Source organism: Bradyrhizobium sp. SZCCHNRI3052 (genome assembly GCF_032484895.1).
Lineage (GTDB): Bacteria > Pseudomonadota > Alphaproteobacteria > Rhizobiales > Xanthobacteraceae > Bradyrhizobium.
This window is the reverse complement of record NZ_JAUETW010000006.1, coordinates 40,602-56,429: the sequence shown is the minus strand read 5'-3', so window position 1 is coordinate 56,429 and position 15,828 is coordinate 40,602. Positions and strand designations below refer to the sequence as shown.

Genomic DNA, 15,828 nt, shown 5'->3' with positions numbered 1-15,828 from the left:
CATCCTCGTCGAGGCCGGTGTTTTTTTTCGGCCGACTTGCGTAGAAAATACGTCGAACCTCGAAGTCGTCCCGGCGACGAACCATCGAGGTATATTGTAGATCTTTTGCGGGTGTCGGAGGCTTGAGCCGTGAACCAGATGAGCTACGTTCCGGAGCAGCCGCCGCCGCTTCCGCCTCTCACCGCCACCTTCTCGGGTGCGCGTGGCGAGTTCTTCCGGCTGGTCAGCCGCGGGGCGGCCATCGAACTGATCACGCTGGGCTTCTACCGGTTCTGGCTCGCGACCGACATCCGCCGTCATCTCTGGGTCAACACGGCCGTCGACGGTGATGCCGCCGAATATACCGGCCGCGGCAAGGAGCTCCTGATTGGCTTCCTGTTCGCGATGGCGATCCTGGTCCCGATCTACCTTGCCTACTTCCTCGTCGGCGTCGAGGCCGAGCGCTTCAAGGCCTTCGCCAGCGTGCCGCTGGTGATCGCCTTCTACGCCTTCGGCCAGTTCGCGATCTTCCGCGCGCGCCGCTACCGCCTGACGCGCACGGTCTGGCGCGGCATCCGATTCTGGATGACCGGCTCGGGCTGGGCCTATGCCGGGCGCGCCATGCTGTGGACCTTGTTGACGGTGGTCACGCTGGGGCTGGCCTGGCCGTGGCGCGCCGCCGCGCTCGAGCGCTACAAGATGCGGCATTCGCACTATGGCGATCTCAGCGGCGACTTCGAGGGACGCGGCTGGGAGTTCTTCAAGCGCGCCTGGTATCTGTGGGTCATCGCGCCGTTTGCGCTGCTGCTGTTTCCGTTGTTTCCGTTCGTCTATGCGCAGTTCAAAGCGATCGAGTGGCGCTGGTGGCTGTCGGGCATCCGCTTCGGCGGCGTGCGTCTGGAATCGGACCTGCCCGGCAACGCGTTCTATGGTCTGTATTGGAAGGTGATCGGCTGGTGGTTTCTGCTGTCGGTCGCCTCCGGCGCCTATTTCAGTGGCGTCGCCGCGCTGATGATCAAACTGCTGGGGCCGGGAAGCGACGGCCTGCCTCAGGTGCAGGCGCTGTCTGACAACATACCGATGCTGGTGCTGGTCGGATTGGGCTACGTCGCCTGGATCCTGGCGCTCAACGTCGTGATGCGGCTCTATCTGGTGCGCGACATGTGGGCGACCGTGCTGCAGTCGGTTCAAGTGCATGGCATCGAGGCCATGGCCAATGTCGCCGCCAAGGGCGATCTGGCCAGCGCGCTCGGCGAAGGATTTGCCGATGGACTCGACGTCGCCGGATTCTGATTCCGGGCCGGCGGGCGCTGCTGCGCCGGCCGCCGCCACGCCGGTCGAGCCTGCCGCTCCGCTCGGCGGCCCTGCGGTCTATTTCGACGGCCTGTCCAACCGGCGGCAGGTGGTCACGATCGGCTTTGCCAATCAGCTCGTGATGCGCAGCGCCGACAATTTCGTCTCCTGGCCCTATGCCGACATCCGCCGCGTCGATGGACCGAGCGGCACGCTGCGCATGAGCTGCCTGTCGGCGTCGCCGCTGGCGCGGCTGGAGATCCGCGACGCAGCGCTGTCGGCCGAGCTGATCGCGCGCTGCAGCCACATCGACCAGAACAGGATGACCCGCGGCGCCATCACGCGCATCGTCGGCTGGTCGCTGGCCGCCGCCGCCTCGATCGTCGCCGTCGTGCTGGTGGTGATTCCGTTCGCCTCCGACCGGCTGACGCCCCTGGTGCCGCCGACCATGGAGCGGCATCTCGGCGAGGCCGCCGTGGTGCAGATCCAGACCGTGTTCGGCGACAAGCTCTGCAGCGAGGCGGCGGGGCAGGCCGCGTTCGCCAAGCTGGTGACGGCGCTGCGCCACCCCGCCGGCCTCGACGACAGCATCGCGTCGCAGGTGCTGGACACGCCGATCCCCAACGCCTTCGCGCTGCCGGGCGGGCGATTCTTCCTGTTCAGGGGGCTGCTCGACAAGGCCAATGACCCCGACGAGGTCGCCGGCGTGCTGGCGCACGAGCTCGGCCACCTCAAGCATCGCGACAACCTGCGGCAGATGATCCACAATGGCGGCAGCTCGTTCCTGATCGGCCTGCTGTTCGGCGACGTCACCGGCGCGGGTGCGGCGATCTTCGCCTCGCGGGCCATGATCAACGCGTCCTATTCGCGCGAGGCGGAGGCGGCCGCGGACGGCTTCGCCATCGAGGTGATGCATAAGCTCGGACGGCCGACGCGCCCAATGGGTGAATTGCTGTTCCGCATCACCGGCAAGGAGGACGGCAAGCGCCCGTCGCTGTGGGCCAGCCATCCGCTCAGCGAGGACCGTCTCGCCCGCATGCGTGCCGAAGACCGGCCGCCGAGCGGCCCGCCGCTGCTCAGTGCGGAGGAGTGGAAGGCGCTGAAGGGGATTTGTCGCTAGGCATTGGGACGCGTTTGGCGTTCGGGCGACGGCTGCGCTTGGCGTCGATTTGTGCCGACAGCGTTGCCATACATTCGTTGTCGTCCCTGCGAACGCAGGGACCCATAACCACCGAACCTTGTTGTTGGAAGCGGGCGTCGCTCAGCTTGCCACTTGCAGAGGCCGCGGCGTATGGGTCCCTACGTTCGCAGGGACGACAGCGGAGGCTGAGGCGGCGTCCGGGCTCTCAATGAGGCGATCACAAGCGCGTTCGGATCAACCGACCGCTCACTCCGCCAGATTGTTGGTCTTCCTGACCCAGGCCCGCACATCGACCAGCACGTCCGGCAGCACCGCCTTGACGTCGGCGAGCGTCATGCCGGCCTTGACGCGCGGGTCGTACAGCAGGTTGAGGATGTACTGGTCGTAGACGTCGAAATAGCCCATCGAAACGTTGTCGTTGAACATCGTCCAGGGCACGCTCGAGGTGTCGTTGATCGGCCCGAGCGACTGCAGCAGCTCCTCATAGGCGCAATCGAGGAAGACGAAATCGCCGTTGTCGACGGTCAGGATGACGTCGGAGCGCTCGATCTCGAACGCCTCGTTCTTGCGGAAGCCGGACAGGCATTGCGGATCCAGCGAGGTCTTGATCTCGCGCGCGCGCTCGCTGCCATAGGCTTGGCTGATGGTGTGGTAGAGGTCGCGGTCGCGCACCAGCTTGACGCGGACATTGGCGTCGCCGTCGGTCTCGGTCATCGCAATGTCGAGGTTGCGGATGCGGGCGGCGATATCTTTGACGACCTTGGCGAGCTGCGCCTTGCGGTCGGCGCGGCGGCCGTCGGCAAACACCCGCACCGGCGCGCTGTACTTCCGGATGCGGTCAACCCGGCCCGCCAGGTGATACTCGGCGCCGAAGGCGGTCTTGAAGAAGCCGTCGGTGATCTCGGCGTCGGTGAAGCTCTTCTTCTCGATGCGCTGGCGGGCGGCGATCGCCGGAATTTCGGCGGCCGACGTCGGCAGCGGGACCACCACGGTTACGAGCGCAGCCAGCGCGGCTGCCACCGCGCTCCGCAGGGGACGCCCGGAGCACCGGTGCTGCCGGCGAGGATGCGCGCTGTGACATTGCCTCATCGTCGTGGTCGCGTGCGGCTCTCAGTTCTTGACGATCACGGTGGCGCCGACCGAGACGCGGTCGTAGAGGTCGGCGACGTCGTCATTGGTCATGCGGAAGCAGCCCGACGATACCGCCTGGCCGATCGTCTCGGGCTCGTTCGAGCCGTGGATGCGGTACAGCGTGGAGCCGAGATACATCGCGCGGGCGCCGAGCGGGTTCTCGATGCCGCCGGCCATGTGGCGCGGCAGGTCGGGCCGGCGCCGCAGCATCTGCGACGGCGGGGTCCAGGCCGGCCATTCCTTCTTCGCGGTGATGCGGTGCACGCCGCTCCAGCGGAACCCGTCACGGCCGACACCGATGCCGTAGCGCAACGCCTGGCCGCCGGGCAGGACCAGATAGAGCCGGCGCTCGCTGGTGTTCACGATGATGGTGCCGGGCGCATACTGGCTCTGGAACATCACGGTCTGGCGCGGAATCGGGCTCACGCCGCTCTGGTAGAAGTTCGGCCCGCCGCCGAAGAGGTCCCTGGTGTCGAACATTTCCGCCCGCGCCATCCCGGCGCTTGCCACCGACGCGACCGCAGCAATTCCCAAAGCCAAACAGCGCTTCATTTCCATCCCCTGGCAAACATCAAATTCCGTTCGCAGACAGGCCATAAACGGTTGCACTTCGCAACCCACGGCGGCGTGAGGCCGGTATGTGGCGACGGTCCGTGACCCAAATCCCACGGAAAATCGCGCGCGTCCTGGACCAACATCCTGTTAGCCAAGCCCGCGCATGAGCACCGCGGCGATGGCAGCAATGCGGCCAGCCCCTTTGACGCCGCGGGCGAACAATGATTGATCTGCCCAGCATTGCAAATGGCGCGCGGAATCAGCAGGAGAATAGGATGAACGGTGCGGAAAGCCTGGTGCGGACCCTGGTCGCGGGCGGCGTTGACGTCTGCTTTACCAATCCGGGCACCTCCGAGATGCACTTCGTCGCCGCGCTCGACCGTGTCGAGGGCATGCGCTGCGTGCTCGGCCTGTTCGAAGGCGTGGTGACCGGCGCCGCCGACGGCTATTTCCGCATGAAGGGCACGCCGGCCTCGACGCTTCTCCATCTCGGCCCCGGCCTCGCCAACGGCCTTGCCAATTTGCACAACGCCAAGAAGGCCCGCTCGGGCATCGTCAACATCGTCGGCCAGCACGCCACCTACCACATCGGCTTCAACGCGCCGCTGACCTCGGACATCGAGGGCCTGGCGCGGCCGATGTCGGACTGGGTGCGGACCTCGCCGAGCGCCAAGGCCGTGGCCGCCGACGGCGCCGCCGCGATCGCCGCCGCCAAGAGCGCGCCGCCGCAGATCGCCACCCTGATCCTGCCCGCCGACACCGCCTGGAACGAGGCCGACGGCATTGCCCAGGTTCCGGGAGAGGCGCAGCGCCCGAGCTATTCGGCTGACGCGGTGGAGAAGGCGGCCAAGATCCTGCATGCCCACGGCCCCGAGACCCTGGTGCTGATGACGGCGGGCGCGCTGACCGAGCAGGCGCTGACCTTCGCCCAGCAGATTGCCGGCAAGACCGGCTGCCGCGTGATGGGCCAGACCTATCACCCGCGCATGGCGCGCGGCGCCGGCCGCTTCTCGATCGACCGCATTCCTTACGTGATCGAGCAGGCGCTGCCGATCCTGAAGAACTACAAGCACATCGTGCTGGTCGAGGCCAACGACCCCGTCGCCTTCTTCGCCTATCCGAACAAGCCGAGCATGCTCAAGGCCGAGGGCACCGAGGTACACCGCATGACCGCCTGGGGCGAGAACTCGGCTGCGGCGCTCGAGGCGCTGGCCGGCCATCTCGGCGCCAAGCCGGCCGACGTGAAGCCGCAGCCGCTCGCCGAGCTGATCAAGCCGCTAGGGGCGCTCAACCACACCACCATCGCCCAGGCGATCGCCTATGCGATCCCCGAGAACGCGATCGTCGTCGACGAATCCATCACCACGGGCCGCGGCTTCTTCCCGCCGACGGCGGCCGCCAAGCCGCATGACTGGCTGCAGAACATGGGCGGCTCGATCGGCTTCTCGACCCCGGTCGCGACCGGCGCCGCGGTGGCCTGCCCGGACCGCAAGGTCATGTGCCTCGTGGGCGACGGCAGCGCGATGTACACGATCCAGTCGCTGTGGACCCAGGCGCGCGAGAACCTCAACGTCGTCACGGTGGTGTTCGCCAACAGGATCTACCAGATCCTGCGCGGCGAGTTCGACGGCGTCGGCGCCGGCGAGCCCGGCCAGCGCGCCCAGGACATGCTCAAGATCGACCGTCCGACGCTCGACTTCGTCGCCATGGCCAAGGGCATGGGCGTCCCCGGCCGCGCCGTCGCCACGGCCGAGGAGTTCAACGCCGCGCTGGCCGAGGCGAACGCCGAATACGGTCCGCGCCTGATCGAAGTGCAGATGTAAATCCGCAACGCTGGCGGCCGCAAAACGGCCGCCGGCCGAGGGAAGGCGCATCGCCTCATTTATGGGGTTGGCGACTCACGCCGATCGCGTGTTGATGGTGAGGTGTCCTTCTCTCCTGTATCTGAGCGGCATGCACAGTGAATTGAACCGGCTGATCTCTGCGCTGCAGGAGTTCTATGCGCGCGAGCGCTTCATCCTCGACCGTGATCTCGGCGAGCGCGCCTTGACGCATCGGCTGGCGGTGCATCTCGAACGCAACTTCCTGGGGTGGGACGTCGATTGCGATTACAACCGGCTCGGCGACCGCGCCATGCTGCTGCCGCGTGGCACCATCGTCTCGACCGACGACGAGCTGGGAAAATCGGTCTACCCGGACATCGTCGTGCACAAGCGTGCCGTGCCCGACAATCTGCTGGCGATCGAGGTCCGCAAGGCCGGCAACCACCAGCCGCTGGCGCATGACCGCCACAAGCTGATGGCGCTGACCGATCCGCATCTGTGGTTCGCCTATTGGATCGGCGTGCTGGTGATTCTCGACCGCCGCAGCGTGATCACGCCGGAGGTCTATGTCGGCGCCCGGATCGATCCGGTCTTGTCGGCCTGGTTCGCGGGGCGATTGCAGCAGATGGGACTCGCCGCCGGCTGAGACATCTCGCAGAAGAGGTGCGCGATCGCCGGTCGACGCGAATGAACAAGGGCCGCCCCTGAGAGGAGCGGCCCGATCTCGTCGCGCATGTGGAGCCTGCGGACAGGCGCTCCCACGCCTTACTTCGACATGGCGTCGCCGGACGACTTCTTCGCCGACTTCTTCTTCGTCTTGCTCATCTTCATGTCGTCGCCCCCGCCCATGGCGTCGCCGCTCTTCGCCGACTGGCCGGTGGTCGTCATCGGCTTCTCGGTGGACTGGGCAAGAGCGGCCGACGAGACGAACGCGAGGGCGGCGGTAGCGATGATCAGTTTACGCATGCGGAAAACCTCCGTGGGTTGGAAACGCGCCGGACCATAGGCGAATTCGACCAGCGGCGTTCTGACGCAGGAATCAGGAAAACGTGAGAGTTCCGCCCCGCAAAAGCCGACTTGCACCGGCGGCACGGGCAGCGGCGAGGGCATTCTGTGACGATTGTGCCGGACGCAGGGAGCCCATGCGCGGGTGAGCGAGGCCAATTTGGCCCAGTGCATCGACGCAGCAGCCTCCAACTGCGGCTGCGAGCTTCGGGCTCTCATCGCGATGCGGTGGGCTCGCGGCGTCATGGGAATGAATGTCATGCCAATCGGCCTCAGCGCGGTGCCGAGATCCTGGCGGAGGTCGCTCGAGCCCACGACCAGGACCTCGGCATTCCCGCCAAGCTCGGGCGCTGCCTGGAAGCTGCGCGCGACATCGATGATCTCGCATCGACGCCGCTACGGAGAGCCAGGAGCGCCGCTGTCAGATCTACGCGCCGGATCTCTGCGCGGGCGGCGGGACTGTCGGAGCGCGAGGCGATCGATCGGCGGCGGTTCGATCTGCCGATGAGAGGCTAGTCCGGCCGACATTCAGGGACAAATTCGCCCATGAATCCTCTGTGGCGCCGCATCGGCTTAGGTCGCGCTTTCGCCTCAAGTCATCAGTTGGTGCAGTCCCAGCCAACCCGTATAGGTCCCGACCAGTACGATCAGAGCAGCCGAGAGATAGGGCGCCTGGTGCGCGAGGCGGCTGAAGCCGGACCAGTGGCGCTCGACATGCCGAAGGCTGAGTGCGGCCAGAACACCGACGGACACCATGGTGATGGCCAGGCCGATGCCGAAGCAGAGCACCAGGATGAAGCCCAGGCTGAACTGCTTCAGTTGAAGGCACAACAGCAGGACCGTGATGGCGGCGGGGCAAGGGATCAGACCGCCGCTCAGTCCGAAGAGGACGATCTGTGCGGTCGTGACCGTACGGCCGGCGAAGCGCCGTCGAATGTCGTCGGCGTGGGCGCGCGCATGGGCATCGTCCTCGTCGCCGAGGTCCATGTGATCGTGGGTGTGCTCCTCGAACAGAATCTCGACGGAGGCGCCAGCAAGCGTGATGCGTGCCTTGAACGCGTGCGGCTCCGGGATCTCCTCGATGCTCTCCAAGGCGTCGCCGCTGGCCCGGAAACTGAACTGCTGCTCGTGGCCGTCTCCACGAACGGTCGTGACGTGGAGCGTATCGGCGGGTGGGAGTGCGCCGGTCTCATTCCGGATCCGCCAACGCGGCGGCACGCCATCTTCGAAGATCTCCACCGACAGCGCGTGGCCGGCAAGCGCGACCGATCGCAGCGCGTCGTGATGGTGATGATGGTCATGGTCATGGTGTCCACTCTGGTCCCGCCAGGTGCGCCAGACCATCCAGGCCGCGATGCCGATGATGACGACGGCCGAGATCAGTTGCAGAAGGGCTTCGCTGCGCTCGCCCGAAAGCTCCTGACCGAAGTGAAGACCGGCGAGTGCGATCACCCATACGATCGCGGTGTGGGAGATGGTCGCCGAGAGGCCGAGCAGCACGGCCTGCAGGACGGTGCCGCGGATTGCGACGATGAAGGCGGCCATCATGGTCTTGGAATGACCGGGCTCCAGGCCATGCAGCGCACCCAGGGCAATCGCGCTGGGCACGAACAGCCACGCATGCGCGCTGCCTTGCTGGAGCAGTTGAGACAGATCGGTCATGCCAGTCTCACTTCAGATAGGTCCGGACCACTTCGATCAGGTCGGCGGCGCCCTTGGCCTTGTCGGGATCGCTTTCGTGGGCGGGGTCCACGACATGGTGCCGGATGTGATCTTCCAGCAGCTCGGTGGTCAGGCCTCCGATTGCGCCCCTGACCGACGCGACGAGCATGAGCACGTCGGCGCAGCCCAACTCCGCTTCGAGCGCGCGCTCCACCGCATCGATCTGGCCCTTGATGCGCCGGACCCGTGCGAGGAGCTTGGACTTGTGTTTGATGGTGTGCGACATCGGAATAATATAGGGGGGTACCCTATATAGGTCAACTTCCCATGTCGACCGCAGACGTCGAATGCGACGCTCGCGGCGTATCCGCTTGCCGATCGGCCCCCGGCAGCCCCGTCGTACCGGTCATTGCACGAAACCGACGAGCGCCGCGGATCCCCCGTTCGGATTGACGACTGCCAGGCGGAGGCGGAGTCGACGGCTTCATGGAGCAGGTCCTCTCCTAATGGCCCCGCTGCATCCGCATGGAGCTCATTCGGCCGCCCCGCATCCCCATCGGCGGCATGCCGAGATTGGGCGCGAGCAGTTCGTCGGCCACCTTTCGCTGCTCGTCGGAAAAGGTTGCGACGAGGTCGCTCAGGGCGGTCTTGATCGCTCGCGTGGCGTCGAGGCGAGCCGATAGCGATTTTTCCTGTGCGGTCAGCTGGTCGAGCACCGTCTCCGAGCCGGCCTGCGACATCATCGCAGTCCGCAGATCGCCGAGCGTCTTCGCACGCGCGCGAAACGCGTCGGCGAAGCCGTTCCATGCCGGCATCTGGGCGTCCGTGATCTTGAGCTCCGCCCGCAGGAATGCGATTCGTCCCTCCACATGATCGAGCACCTCCATGCAGCCCGTACAATCGTCGGACGGCCGCGTCATGCCGGACATCATCGGCATCATGTTGGACATCGGCATGCCGTCCATCATCTTCATCATGCCGCCGCCCATCATGGTCTGTGACGAACTCGCCCCGCTGGTCGATTTGCCGGCATCAGTTGCTGGCGCTTCCTTCTGATCAGGATGATGGGCCGAATGGTCACTAGAGGATTGAGCAAAGGCGGGATGCGCCAAAGCAGAAAACGCCAACAGAAAAGCCAGGGGCAATTTTTGCATGACCAAGTCCTCCTTCAGGGGGCGATCAACAATGGCCAGACGTGGGCCATTCAGGTTGATCCACATCAACGGTCGGCGGGCTCAGGGGTGACGATCGTTCGTTGTCAGCGCCGGTACGGCTAGTCGCTGACCGTGATCGGGCGCCTTCGCCGCGCCGCCGCGACCACCGGAGCTCCTGTCGCGAAATTTCTCATCGTCTCTCCTCTCGCTGTCGGTGGATCAAGCTGCCCTTTGCACGTCCTGCGACCCGCTCGAAGCGCTTGCCGCCGTCCCGGTTCTGGTCGACAGGCTGCGTCCCTTGACCAGACCGAAGATGGCCGGAATCACGATCAGGGTGAGCAGGGTCGACGAAATCATGCCGCCGATCATCGGCACGGCGATGCGCTGCATGATCTCTGACCCTGTGCCCGTACTCCACATGATCGGCAGCAGGCCCGCCATGATCGCGACAACGGTCATCATCTTCGGGCGCACGCGCTCGACCGCGCCTTCCATGATCGCGTCCTGGAGATCCTGCCGATTCACCGGACAGCCTTCGACGCTGCGCCTCGCCTTCACCGCGGCCAGCGCGTGATCGAGATAGATCAGCATCACGACGCCGGTCTCTGCGGCGACGCCGGCAAGCGCAATGAAGCCGACGGCGACGGCGACCGACAGATTGAAGCCGAGCCACCACATCATCCAGATGCCGCCCACCAGCGCGAACGGCAGCGACAGCATCACGATCAGGGTTTCGGTCATGGCCCTGAAGTTCAGATACAGCAGCAGGAAGATGATGGTGAGCGTCACCGGAATGACGATCTTGAGCCGGGCAGTCGCGCGTTGCAGATACTCATACTGCCCGCTCCAGAGTACATAGGTGCCGGCCGGAAACTGGATGCTCTCGGTGACGGCGCGCTGTGCGTCCGCGACGTAGCTGCCGATGTCGCGGTCGCGGATGTCGACATAGATGTAGGTCGCGAGCTGGCCGTTCTCGGTGCGGATCGAGGTGGGGCCCCTGGCCGGCTCGACCTTCGCGACCTCGCCGAGCGGCACGGCGCCGCCTGAGGGCATCGGCACCAGGACATCGCTGGCGATGGCCTTCGGATTGTCGCGGAGATCGCGCGGATAGCGCATGTTCACGCTGAAGCGCTGCCGGCCCTCCACCGTCGTGGTGACCGTCTGGCCGCCGAGCGCGGCCGCGATCGTATCCTGGACGTCCTGGACCAGGAGTCCGTAGCGGGCGAGGGCCTCGCGGTCGGGGGTGATCTCGAGGTAATAGCCGCCGATGCCGCGCTCGGCATAGGCCGAGGAGGTTCCGGGGACGGTCTTGATCACCCGCTCGATCTGCTTGGCCAGACGATCGATCTCGGTCAGGTCCGTGCCTATTACCTTGACGCCGATCGGCGTGCGGATGCCGGTCGAGAGCATGTCGATGCGCGCCTTGATCGGCATCGTCCAGGCGTTGGAGACGCCGGGGAATTGCAGCGCCTTGTCCATCTCGGCAACGAGGCTGTCGATCGTGACGCCGGGACGCCACTGCTCCCTGGGCTTGAGGTTGACGACCGTCTCGAACATCTCGGTCGGCGCGGGGTCGGTGGCGGTCGCCGCCCGCCCGGCCTTGCCGTAGACAGAGGCGACCTCGGGGAACGACTTGATGATCCGATCCTGCATCTGCATCAGCTCGGCGGCCTTGGTGACGGAGATGCCGGGCAGGGTGGTCGGCATGTAGAGCAGCGTGCCCTCGTTCAGGCTCGGCATGAATTCGGTGCCGAGCTGGCGTGCCGGCCAGACGGTGATGGCGAGCACGGCGGCCGCGGCGAGGATCACGAGCGTCTTGGCCCGCAGCACACCCTTGATGACCGGCCGGTAGATCCAGATCAGCAAGCGGTTGATCGGATTGCGATGCTCGGGAACGATCCTGCCGCGCACGAAGATCACCATCAGCGCCGGCACCAGCGTCACCGAGAGTAGCGCCGCTGCCGCCATCGAGAACGTCTTGGTGAAGGCGAGCGGGCTGAACAGCCGGCCTTCCTGCGATTCCAACGTGAAGATCGGCATGAACGACACGGTGATGATCAGCAGGCTGAAGAACAGGGCGGGACCGACCTCCGCGGCCGCGTCGATCAGGATCTGGACGCGTGATGCGTCGGGCTCGGCACGCTCCAGATGCTTGTGGGCGTTCTCGATCATGACGATCGCGGCATCCACCATGGCGCCGATCGCAATCGCGATGCCCCCCAGGCTCATGATGTTCGAGCCGAGTCCGAGCAGCTTCATCGCGCCGAACGCCATCAGCACGCCGACCGGCAACATCAGGATGGCGACCAGGGCGCTGCGGACGTGCAGCAGGAACACGATGCAGACGAAGGCGACGACGATGCTCTCCTCGAGCAGCGTGTGCTTCAGCGTGTCGATGGCGGCATAGATCAGGTTCGAGCGGTCGTAGACCGGAACGATCTCGACCGATTTGGGCAGGCTGCTCGCGATCTCATGCAGGCGCTTCTTGACGTTCTCGATCACGTCGAGCGCGTTGACGCCGAAGCGCTGTAGTACGATGCCGCTGGCGACCTCGCCCTCGCCATTGAGCTCGGCGATGCCGCGCCGTTCGTCGGGGCCAAGCTCGACATTGGCGACGTCGCGCAGCAGCACGGGCGTGCCGCCTGAGCTCTTGAGCACGATGTTGCCGAGATCGTTGATGCTCTTCAGATAGCCCTTGCCGCGGATGACGTATTCGAACTCGGACAGCTCGACCGTCCGGCCGCCGACATCGGCATTGCTGGCGCGGATCGCGTCGCGGATCTTCTGCAGGCTGATGCCGCGGTCGCGCATGCGCTGCGGATCGAGCACGACGTTGTACTGCTTGACGAAGCCGCCGATGCTCGCGACCTCGGCGACACCCTCGGCCTTGGCGAGCGCGAACTTCAGGTTCCAGTCCTGGATCGTGCGGGTGTCGGCGAGATTCAGCTCCTTCGACATGACGGCGTATTGATAGACCCAGCCGACGCCGGTCGCGTCCGGCCCGATCGTCGGCGTGACCCCCGCCGGAAGCCGCGAGGCGGCGCTGTTCAGGAACTCCATCACGCGCGAGCGCGCCCAGTAGATGTCGGTGCCGTCTTCGAAGATGACGTAGACGAACGACACGCCGAAGAACGAGAAGCCGCGCACGACCTTCGACTTCGGCACCGTGAGCATCGCGGTCGTCAGGGGATAGGTGACCTGGTCTTCGATGACCTCAGGCGCCTGACCGGGATACTCGGTGTAGACGATCACCTGGGTGTCCGACAGATCGGGAATTGCGTCGAGCGGCAGGTGAATGAGTGCGTAGAGCCCGGCTGCTGCGGCGAAGCCGGTCCCGAACAGGACCAGCAGCAGGTTGCGCGCCGACCAGGCAATGATGCGGGCGATCATTTGTGGTCTCCCATGCCGGCGTGGTCGCTGCCGGCGGATTGCGCTTCGTCGGAGTCCGCGAAGCTCTTCAGCGCGGCCTTCAGGTTGCTTTCGGCGTCGATCAGGAAGTTGGCCGAGGTGACGACCGCCTCGCCATCCGACAGGCCATCGCGCACCTCGACATAGCCGGCGCCGCGCCGGCCGAGCGTCACGGCGCGCGGCTCGTAGCGGCCGCCGCCCTTGTCGATGAGGACCGCCTGGCGCCTGCCGGTGTCGAGCACGGCACCAGCGGGCACGGCCAAGAGCGGCGCCGGGTCCGCGGTGTCGATCTCGGCATCGACATACATGTCGGGGAGCAGCGCGAGGTCCGGATTGGCGAGCTCGATCCGTAGGCGCGCCGTCCGCGTGTCCTTGTTCACCTGGGGATAGACGACTGCGATCGTGCCGGCGAAGGTTCGGCCCGCGAAGCTGCGCGCATGGATCGTCACGGGCTGTCCGACGGCGATGCTGCCGAGGTCGCGTTCGGCGACATCGACCAAGGCCCAGACCGTCGAGATGTCGGCGATCCGGAACAGCACGTCGCCCGGATTGGCGCGCATGCCTTCGGTCGCATTGCGCTCCAGCACGACGCCATCGCGCGGCGCTGACCATTGAACCGTGATCGGTGCGACGCGCGACCTCTCCATCGCCATGATCACCGGCTCCGGGACGTCCAGATTGGTCAAGCGCTGGCGCGCGCCGCGGCCGTAGGCTGCGTTGCCGCCGACGATGTTGGAATTGATGGTGGAGAGATACTCGGCTGCGGCCGCGGCCATCGCCGAGCTGTAGATCTCCATCAGCGGCTGGCCCGCCTTCACGCGCGTGCCCGTGGTCACGTCGGCGACCTTCTGCACGAAGCTTTCGGCCCGCATCGCGATCACGGAGACTCGGCGCTCGTCGAGCTGGATCGTTCCCGGTGCCTTGACGGCGATGCGGAGCGTGCGCCGCTCGACCGGCGTGGATCTCACGCCCGTCCGCTGGATCTTGCCGGGCGACAGCTTCACCACGCCATCCTCGGCATCGTCGCCCTCGTAGACGGGAACGTAGTCCATTCCCATCGGGTCCTTCTTCGGAGAAGGCGACGTGTCAGGTAGGCCCATGGGATTGCGGTAGTAGAGAATCCGGCGCGAGGAGTCCGCCTGCTGCTTCGGCTTGGCGGGGGCGGGCGCGGCTTGATCGTCGTCGTAGACCGGCAGGTAGTCCCGCCCGCGCTCGTCCTTCCTGGGGCCTGCCGACCAGGCAGGGGCGCCGCTGGGATCGCGATAATACAGCGGCATCCGCTCCGCCGCCGTGGCGGCAAGATGGGGGCGGAGCGACGGCGGCGATGTCTGGATCGACCAGAGACCACCCAAACCAAGGCCGGCGCCGAGCGTAACGGCCGCGAGCAGACGCAATGTGTTCATGACATCACCGTGAGGCGCGCGACGCGCGCGATCCGTTGGGAAGGGCGGGGCGCTCGTCGGGGAGCGCCCCGCAGGCTCACTTCGTCGCCTTGACGACGACCTTGCCGGTGACCGTCTCCGGCTCGCCCTGCACCTTCGCGGAGAGTGTGACCTGGTAGCGCCCGGCCATCGGCAGGTCGGTCTTGAAGGCGTAGACGCCGGGCTCCTTGGACGGCAGCGGCGCCACCTCCGACACCATGTCGGCCATCCCATCCGGCGCCATGTCGACGCGTGTCTTGAAAATGACCGCGTCAGTTACGGCCTTGCCGGTCTGCTTATGGGTGAGACGAACGGCGACCGTGACGTCGTCGCCCTTCTTCATCTCGGCCGTGACGGGCTCGAAGCTGTAGTCGGCGGCGCCGGCGATGGCGGCCGGTGCGGCAAGCGAAAGGGTGGCGGCGAGGGCCGCGGTGCTGATTCTGGAAAGCATGGTCCTGTCCTCATGAATGGATCTCGGCCGTGGCGCCCGCGGCGCGCACGTCAGTCATCGGCGCGCAGACATTGTGCGCGTCGGCTCGTGCGAGATCAGACTCGAGGAGGTCGGAACGGAGGACTGCCGCTGTGAAGAGAAGCGACCTGATCGGCGGGAATGGCGATCCTGGTCGCGCTCACGGCGAGGGGCGCGAAGGCAACGGTCCTGACATCGCCGAGCGCAACCGTCCCTCCCGCGCAGCAGAAACCCATGCTGCATTTGGTGTTGTGCGACGGGGAGCCGGTGCCCTTCATGTCGTCGGGGCAGCATTCGTCCATCGACATGCCGGCCCCGTCGTCCATCTGCATGCTCGTCTGCATCTCGTCCGACGACGCCATCACAGCCGCCGATGCGCCGATCGGCAGCATCGCCACGGACAGGGCAATCGCGAACGCCAGGATGGTACGGACGAGCCGCATCGAGATGGAGTTACCTTTCCGGTCGCAGAGCAAGACAGCTAACATAAGCCAGGCGCCGACGCAGTCGTTGATCCCGCTCAATCCTGCGTGACCATCGCGTCGCCGGAGGCATGACGACGGGCCAGACCAGCACAAGCGATCGCATGAAAGGAAAAGGATGGCGACGGCAAATGGTGGGCGCACAAGGGATCGAACCTTGGACCTCTCCCGTGTGAAGGGAACGCTCTCCCGCTGAGCTATGCGCCCGGTTGCCGGTGGCGGTCGTGGCTGTGAGCCAGCGAGCCGCCGAAGCAGTCCGTCGGAGCCCGCGATTTACGAAGCGCGGGCAGGGGGTGTCAAGGATT

14 protein-coding genes and 1 tRNA gene are annotated in these 15,828 nt (G+C 66.0%); 4 read left to right on the top strand and 11 right to left on the bottom strand.

The genetic code is table 11. The features are described from left to right. The first annotated feature begins 138 nt into the window (after positions 1-138). Both QW887_RS18015 and QW887_RS18010 read left to right on the top strand, forming a co-directional pair. Entirely contained in the window at positions 139-1,272 is a 1,134-nt protein-coding gene (locus QW887_RS18015) for a DUF898 family protein (RefSeq protein WP_315714374.1), read from the top strand. After that, a complete protein-coding gene (locus QW887_RS18010; RefSeq protein ID WP_315713994.1) occupies positions 1,247-2,392 on the top strand; it encodes a M48 family metallopeptidase in 1,146 nt (381 codons plus the stop codon). The genes QW887_RS18015 and QW887_RS18010 overlap by 26 nt, the downstream gene beginning before the upstream one ends. A 267-nt stretch (positions 2,393-2,659) precedes the next feature. Here QW887_RS18010 and QW887_RS18005 read toward each other — a convergent pair whose 3' ends face one another. Together QW887_RS18005 and QW887_RS18000 are read right to left on the bottom strand one after the other, a co-directional pair. Beyond that, positions 2,660-3,502: a DUF2927 domain-containing protein gene (locus QW887_RS18005; protein WP_315713995.1), complete on the bottom strand. Its 843-nt coding sequence runs from the start codon at positions 3,500-3,502 to the stop codon at positions 2,660-2,662. A 21-nt stretch (positions 3,503-3,523) separates the two neighbouring features. After that, positions 3,524-4,096, bottom strand: coding sequence for a L,D-transpeptidase (locus tag QW887_RS18000; RefSeq protein ID WP_315713996.1), 573 nt, complete (start codon positions 4,094-4,096; stop codon positions 3,524-3,526). A 278-nt stretch (positions 4,097-4,374) separates the two neighbouring features. Between QW887_RS18000 and QW887_RS17995 the strand changes: the two genes are divergently transcribed. Both QW887_RS17995 and QW887_RS17990 read left to right on the top strand, forming a co-directional pair. Continuing rightward, positions 4,375-5,922: an acetolactate synthase large subunit gene (locus QW887_RS17995; RefSeq protein ID WP_315713997.1), complete on the top strand. Its 1,548-nt coding sequence runs from the start codon at positions 4,375-4,377 to the stop codon at positions 5,920-5,922. A 130-nt stretch (positions 5,923-6,052) separates the two neighbouring features. Beyond that, the gene (locus QW887_RS17990) at positions 6,053-6,568 is read left to right on the top strand and encodes a hypothetical protein (RefSeq protein WP_315713998.1); all 516 of its coding nucleotides are present in this window, start codon (positions 6,053-6,055) and stop codon (positions 6,566-6,568) included. A gap of 119 nt (positions 6,569-6,687) precedes the next feature. Here QW887_RS17990 and QW887_RS17985 read toward each other — a convergent pair whose 3' ends face one another. From QW887_RS17985 to QW887_RS17945, 9 genes are all read right to left on the bottom strand, one after another. Then, complete coding sequence (locus QW887_RS17985; protein WP_315713999.1) at positions 6,688-7,242, bottom strand: hypothetical protein; 555 nt, start codon at positions 7,240-7,242, stop codon at positions 6,688-6,690. Between the two features lie 276 nt (positions 7,243-7,518). Then, positions 7,519-8,589 carry a nickel/cobalt efflux transporter gene (locus QW887_RS17980; RefSeq protein ID WP_315714000.1) on the bottom strand — a complete coding sequence of 357 codons (1,071 nt, stop codon included), beginning with the start codon at positions 8,587-8,589 and terminating at the stop codon, positions 7,519-7,521. Positions 8,590-8,596: 7 nt separating this feature from the next. Beyond that, a complete protein-coding gene (locus QW887_RS17975) occupies positions 8,597-8,875 on the bottom strand; it encodes a metal/formaldehyde-sensitive transcriptional repressor (protein ID WP_315714001.1) in 279 nt (92 codons plus the stop codon). A 217-nt stretch (positions 8,876-9,092) separates the two neighbouring features. After that, complete coding sequence (locus QW887_RS17970; protein ID WP_315714002.1) at positions 9,093-9,809, bottom strand: Spy/CpxP family protein refolding chaperone; 717 nt, start codon at positions 9,807-9,809, stop codon at positions 9,093-9,095. Between the two features lie 153 nt (positions 9,810-9,962). After that, positions 9,963-13,133, bottom strand: coding sequence for an efflux RND transporter permease subunit (locus QW887_RS17965; protein WP_315714003.1), 3,171 nt, complete (start codon positions 13,131-13,133; stop codon positions 9,963-9,965). Then, the gene (locus QW887_RS17960; protein ID WP_316194772.1) at positions 13,130-14,554 is read right to left on the bottom strand and encodes an efflux RND transporter periplasmic adaptor subunit; all 1,425 of its coding nucleotides are present in this window, start codon (positions 14,552-14,554) and stop codon (positions 13,130-13,132) included. Before QW887_RS17960 ends, QW887_RS17965 begins: the two co-directional genes overlap by 4 nt. Before the next feature lie 76 nt (positions 14,555-14,630). Next, a complete protein-coding gene (locus tag QW887_RS17955) occupies positions 14,631-15,023 on the bottom strand; it encodes a FixH family protein (RefSeq protein ID WP_315714005.1) in 393 nt (130 codons plus the stop codon). 95 nt (positions 15,024-15,118) lie between these two features. Next, on the bottom strand, positions 15,119-15,484 hold the full coding sequence (locus QW887_RS17950) for a hypothetical protein (RefSeq protein ID WP_315714375.1): 366 nt from the start codon (positions 15,482-15,484) through the stop codon (positions 15,119-15,121). A 171-nt stretch (positions 15,485-15,655) separates the two neighbouring features. Continuing rightward, a tRNA-Val gene (locus QW887_RS17945) sits at positions 15,656-15,730 on the bottom strand. Positions 15,731-15,828: the final 98 nt, after the last annotated feature.

What these genes read in the sequence shown, in the direction of transcription:
- QW887_RS17995 (WP_315713997.1), top strand. Translation starts at nt 4,375, where the DNA reads ATGAACGGTGCGGAAAGCCTGGTGCGGACCCTGGTCGCGGGCGGCGTT.
- QW887_RS17965 (WP_315714003.1), bottom strand. Translation starts at nt 13,133, where the DNA reads ATGATCGCCCGCATCATTGCCTGGTCGGCGCGCAACCTGCTGCTGGTC.
- QW887_RS17955 (WP_315714005.1), bottom strand. Translation starts at nt 15,023, where the DNA reads ATGCTTTCCAGAATCAGCACCGCGGCCCTCGCCGCCACCCTTTCGCTT.
- QW887_RS18015 (WP_315714374.1), top strand. Translation starts at nt 139, where the DNA reads ATGAGCTACGTTCCGGAGCAGCCGCCGCCGCTTCCGCCTCTCACCGCC.
- QW887_RS18010 (WP_315713994.1), top strand. Translation starts at nt 1,247, where the DNA reads ATGGACTCGACGTCGCCGGATTCTGATTCCGGGCCGGCGGGCGCTGCT.
- QW887_RS17960 (WP_316194772.1), bottom strand. Translation starts at nt 14,554, where the DNA reads ATGAACACATTGCGTCTGCTCGCGGCCGTTACGCTCGGCGCCGGCCTT.
- QW887_RS17990 (WP_315713998.1), top strand. Translation starts at nt 6,053, where the DNA reads ATGCACAGTGAATTGAACCGGCTGATCTCTGCGCTGCAGGAGTTCTAT.
- QW887_RS17980 (WP_315714000.1), bottom strand. Translation starts at nt 8,589, where the DNA reads ATGACCGATCTGTCTCAACTGCTCCAGCAAGGCAGCGCGCATGCGTGG.
- QW887_RS17975 (WP_315714001.1), bottom strand. Translation starts at nt 8,875, where the DNA reads ATGTCGCACACCATCAAACACAAGTCCAAGCTCCTCGCACGGGTCCGG.
- QW887_RS18005 (WP_315713995.1), bottom strand. Translation starts at nt 3,502, where the DNA reads ATGAGGCAATGTCACAGCGCGCATCCTCGCCGGCAGCACCGGTGCTCC.
- QW887_RS18000 (WP_315713996.1), bottom strand. Translation starts at nt 4,096, where the DNA reads ATGAAGCGCTGTTTGGCTTTGGGAATTGCTGCGGTCGCGTCGGTGGCA.
- QW887_RS17970 (WP_315714002.1), bottom strand. Translation starts at nt 9,809, where the DNA reads ATGTGGATCAACCTGAATGGCCCACGTCTGGCCATTGTTGATCGCCCC.
- QW887_RS17950 (WP_315714375.1), bottom strand. Translation starts at nt 15,484, where the DNA reads ATGCGGCTCGTCCGTACCATCCTGGCGTTCGCGATTGCCCTGTCCGTG.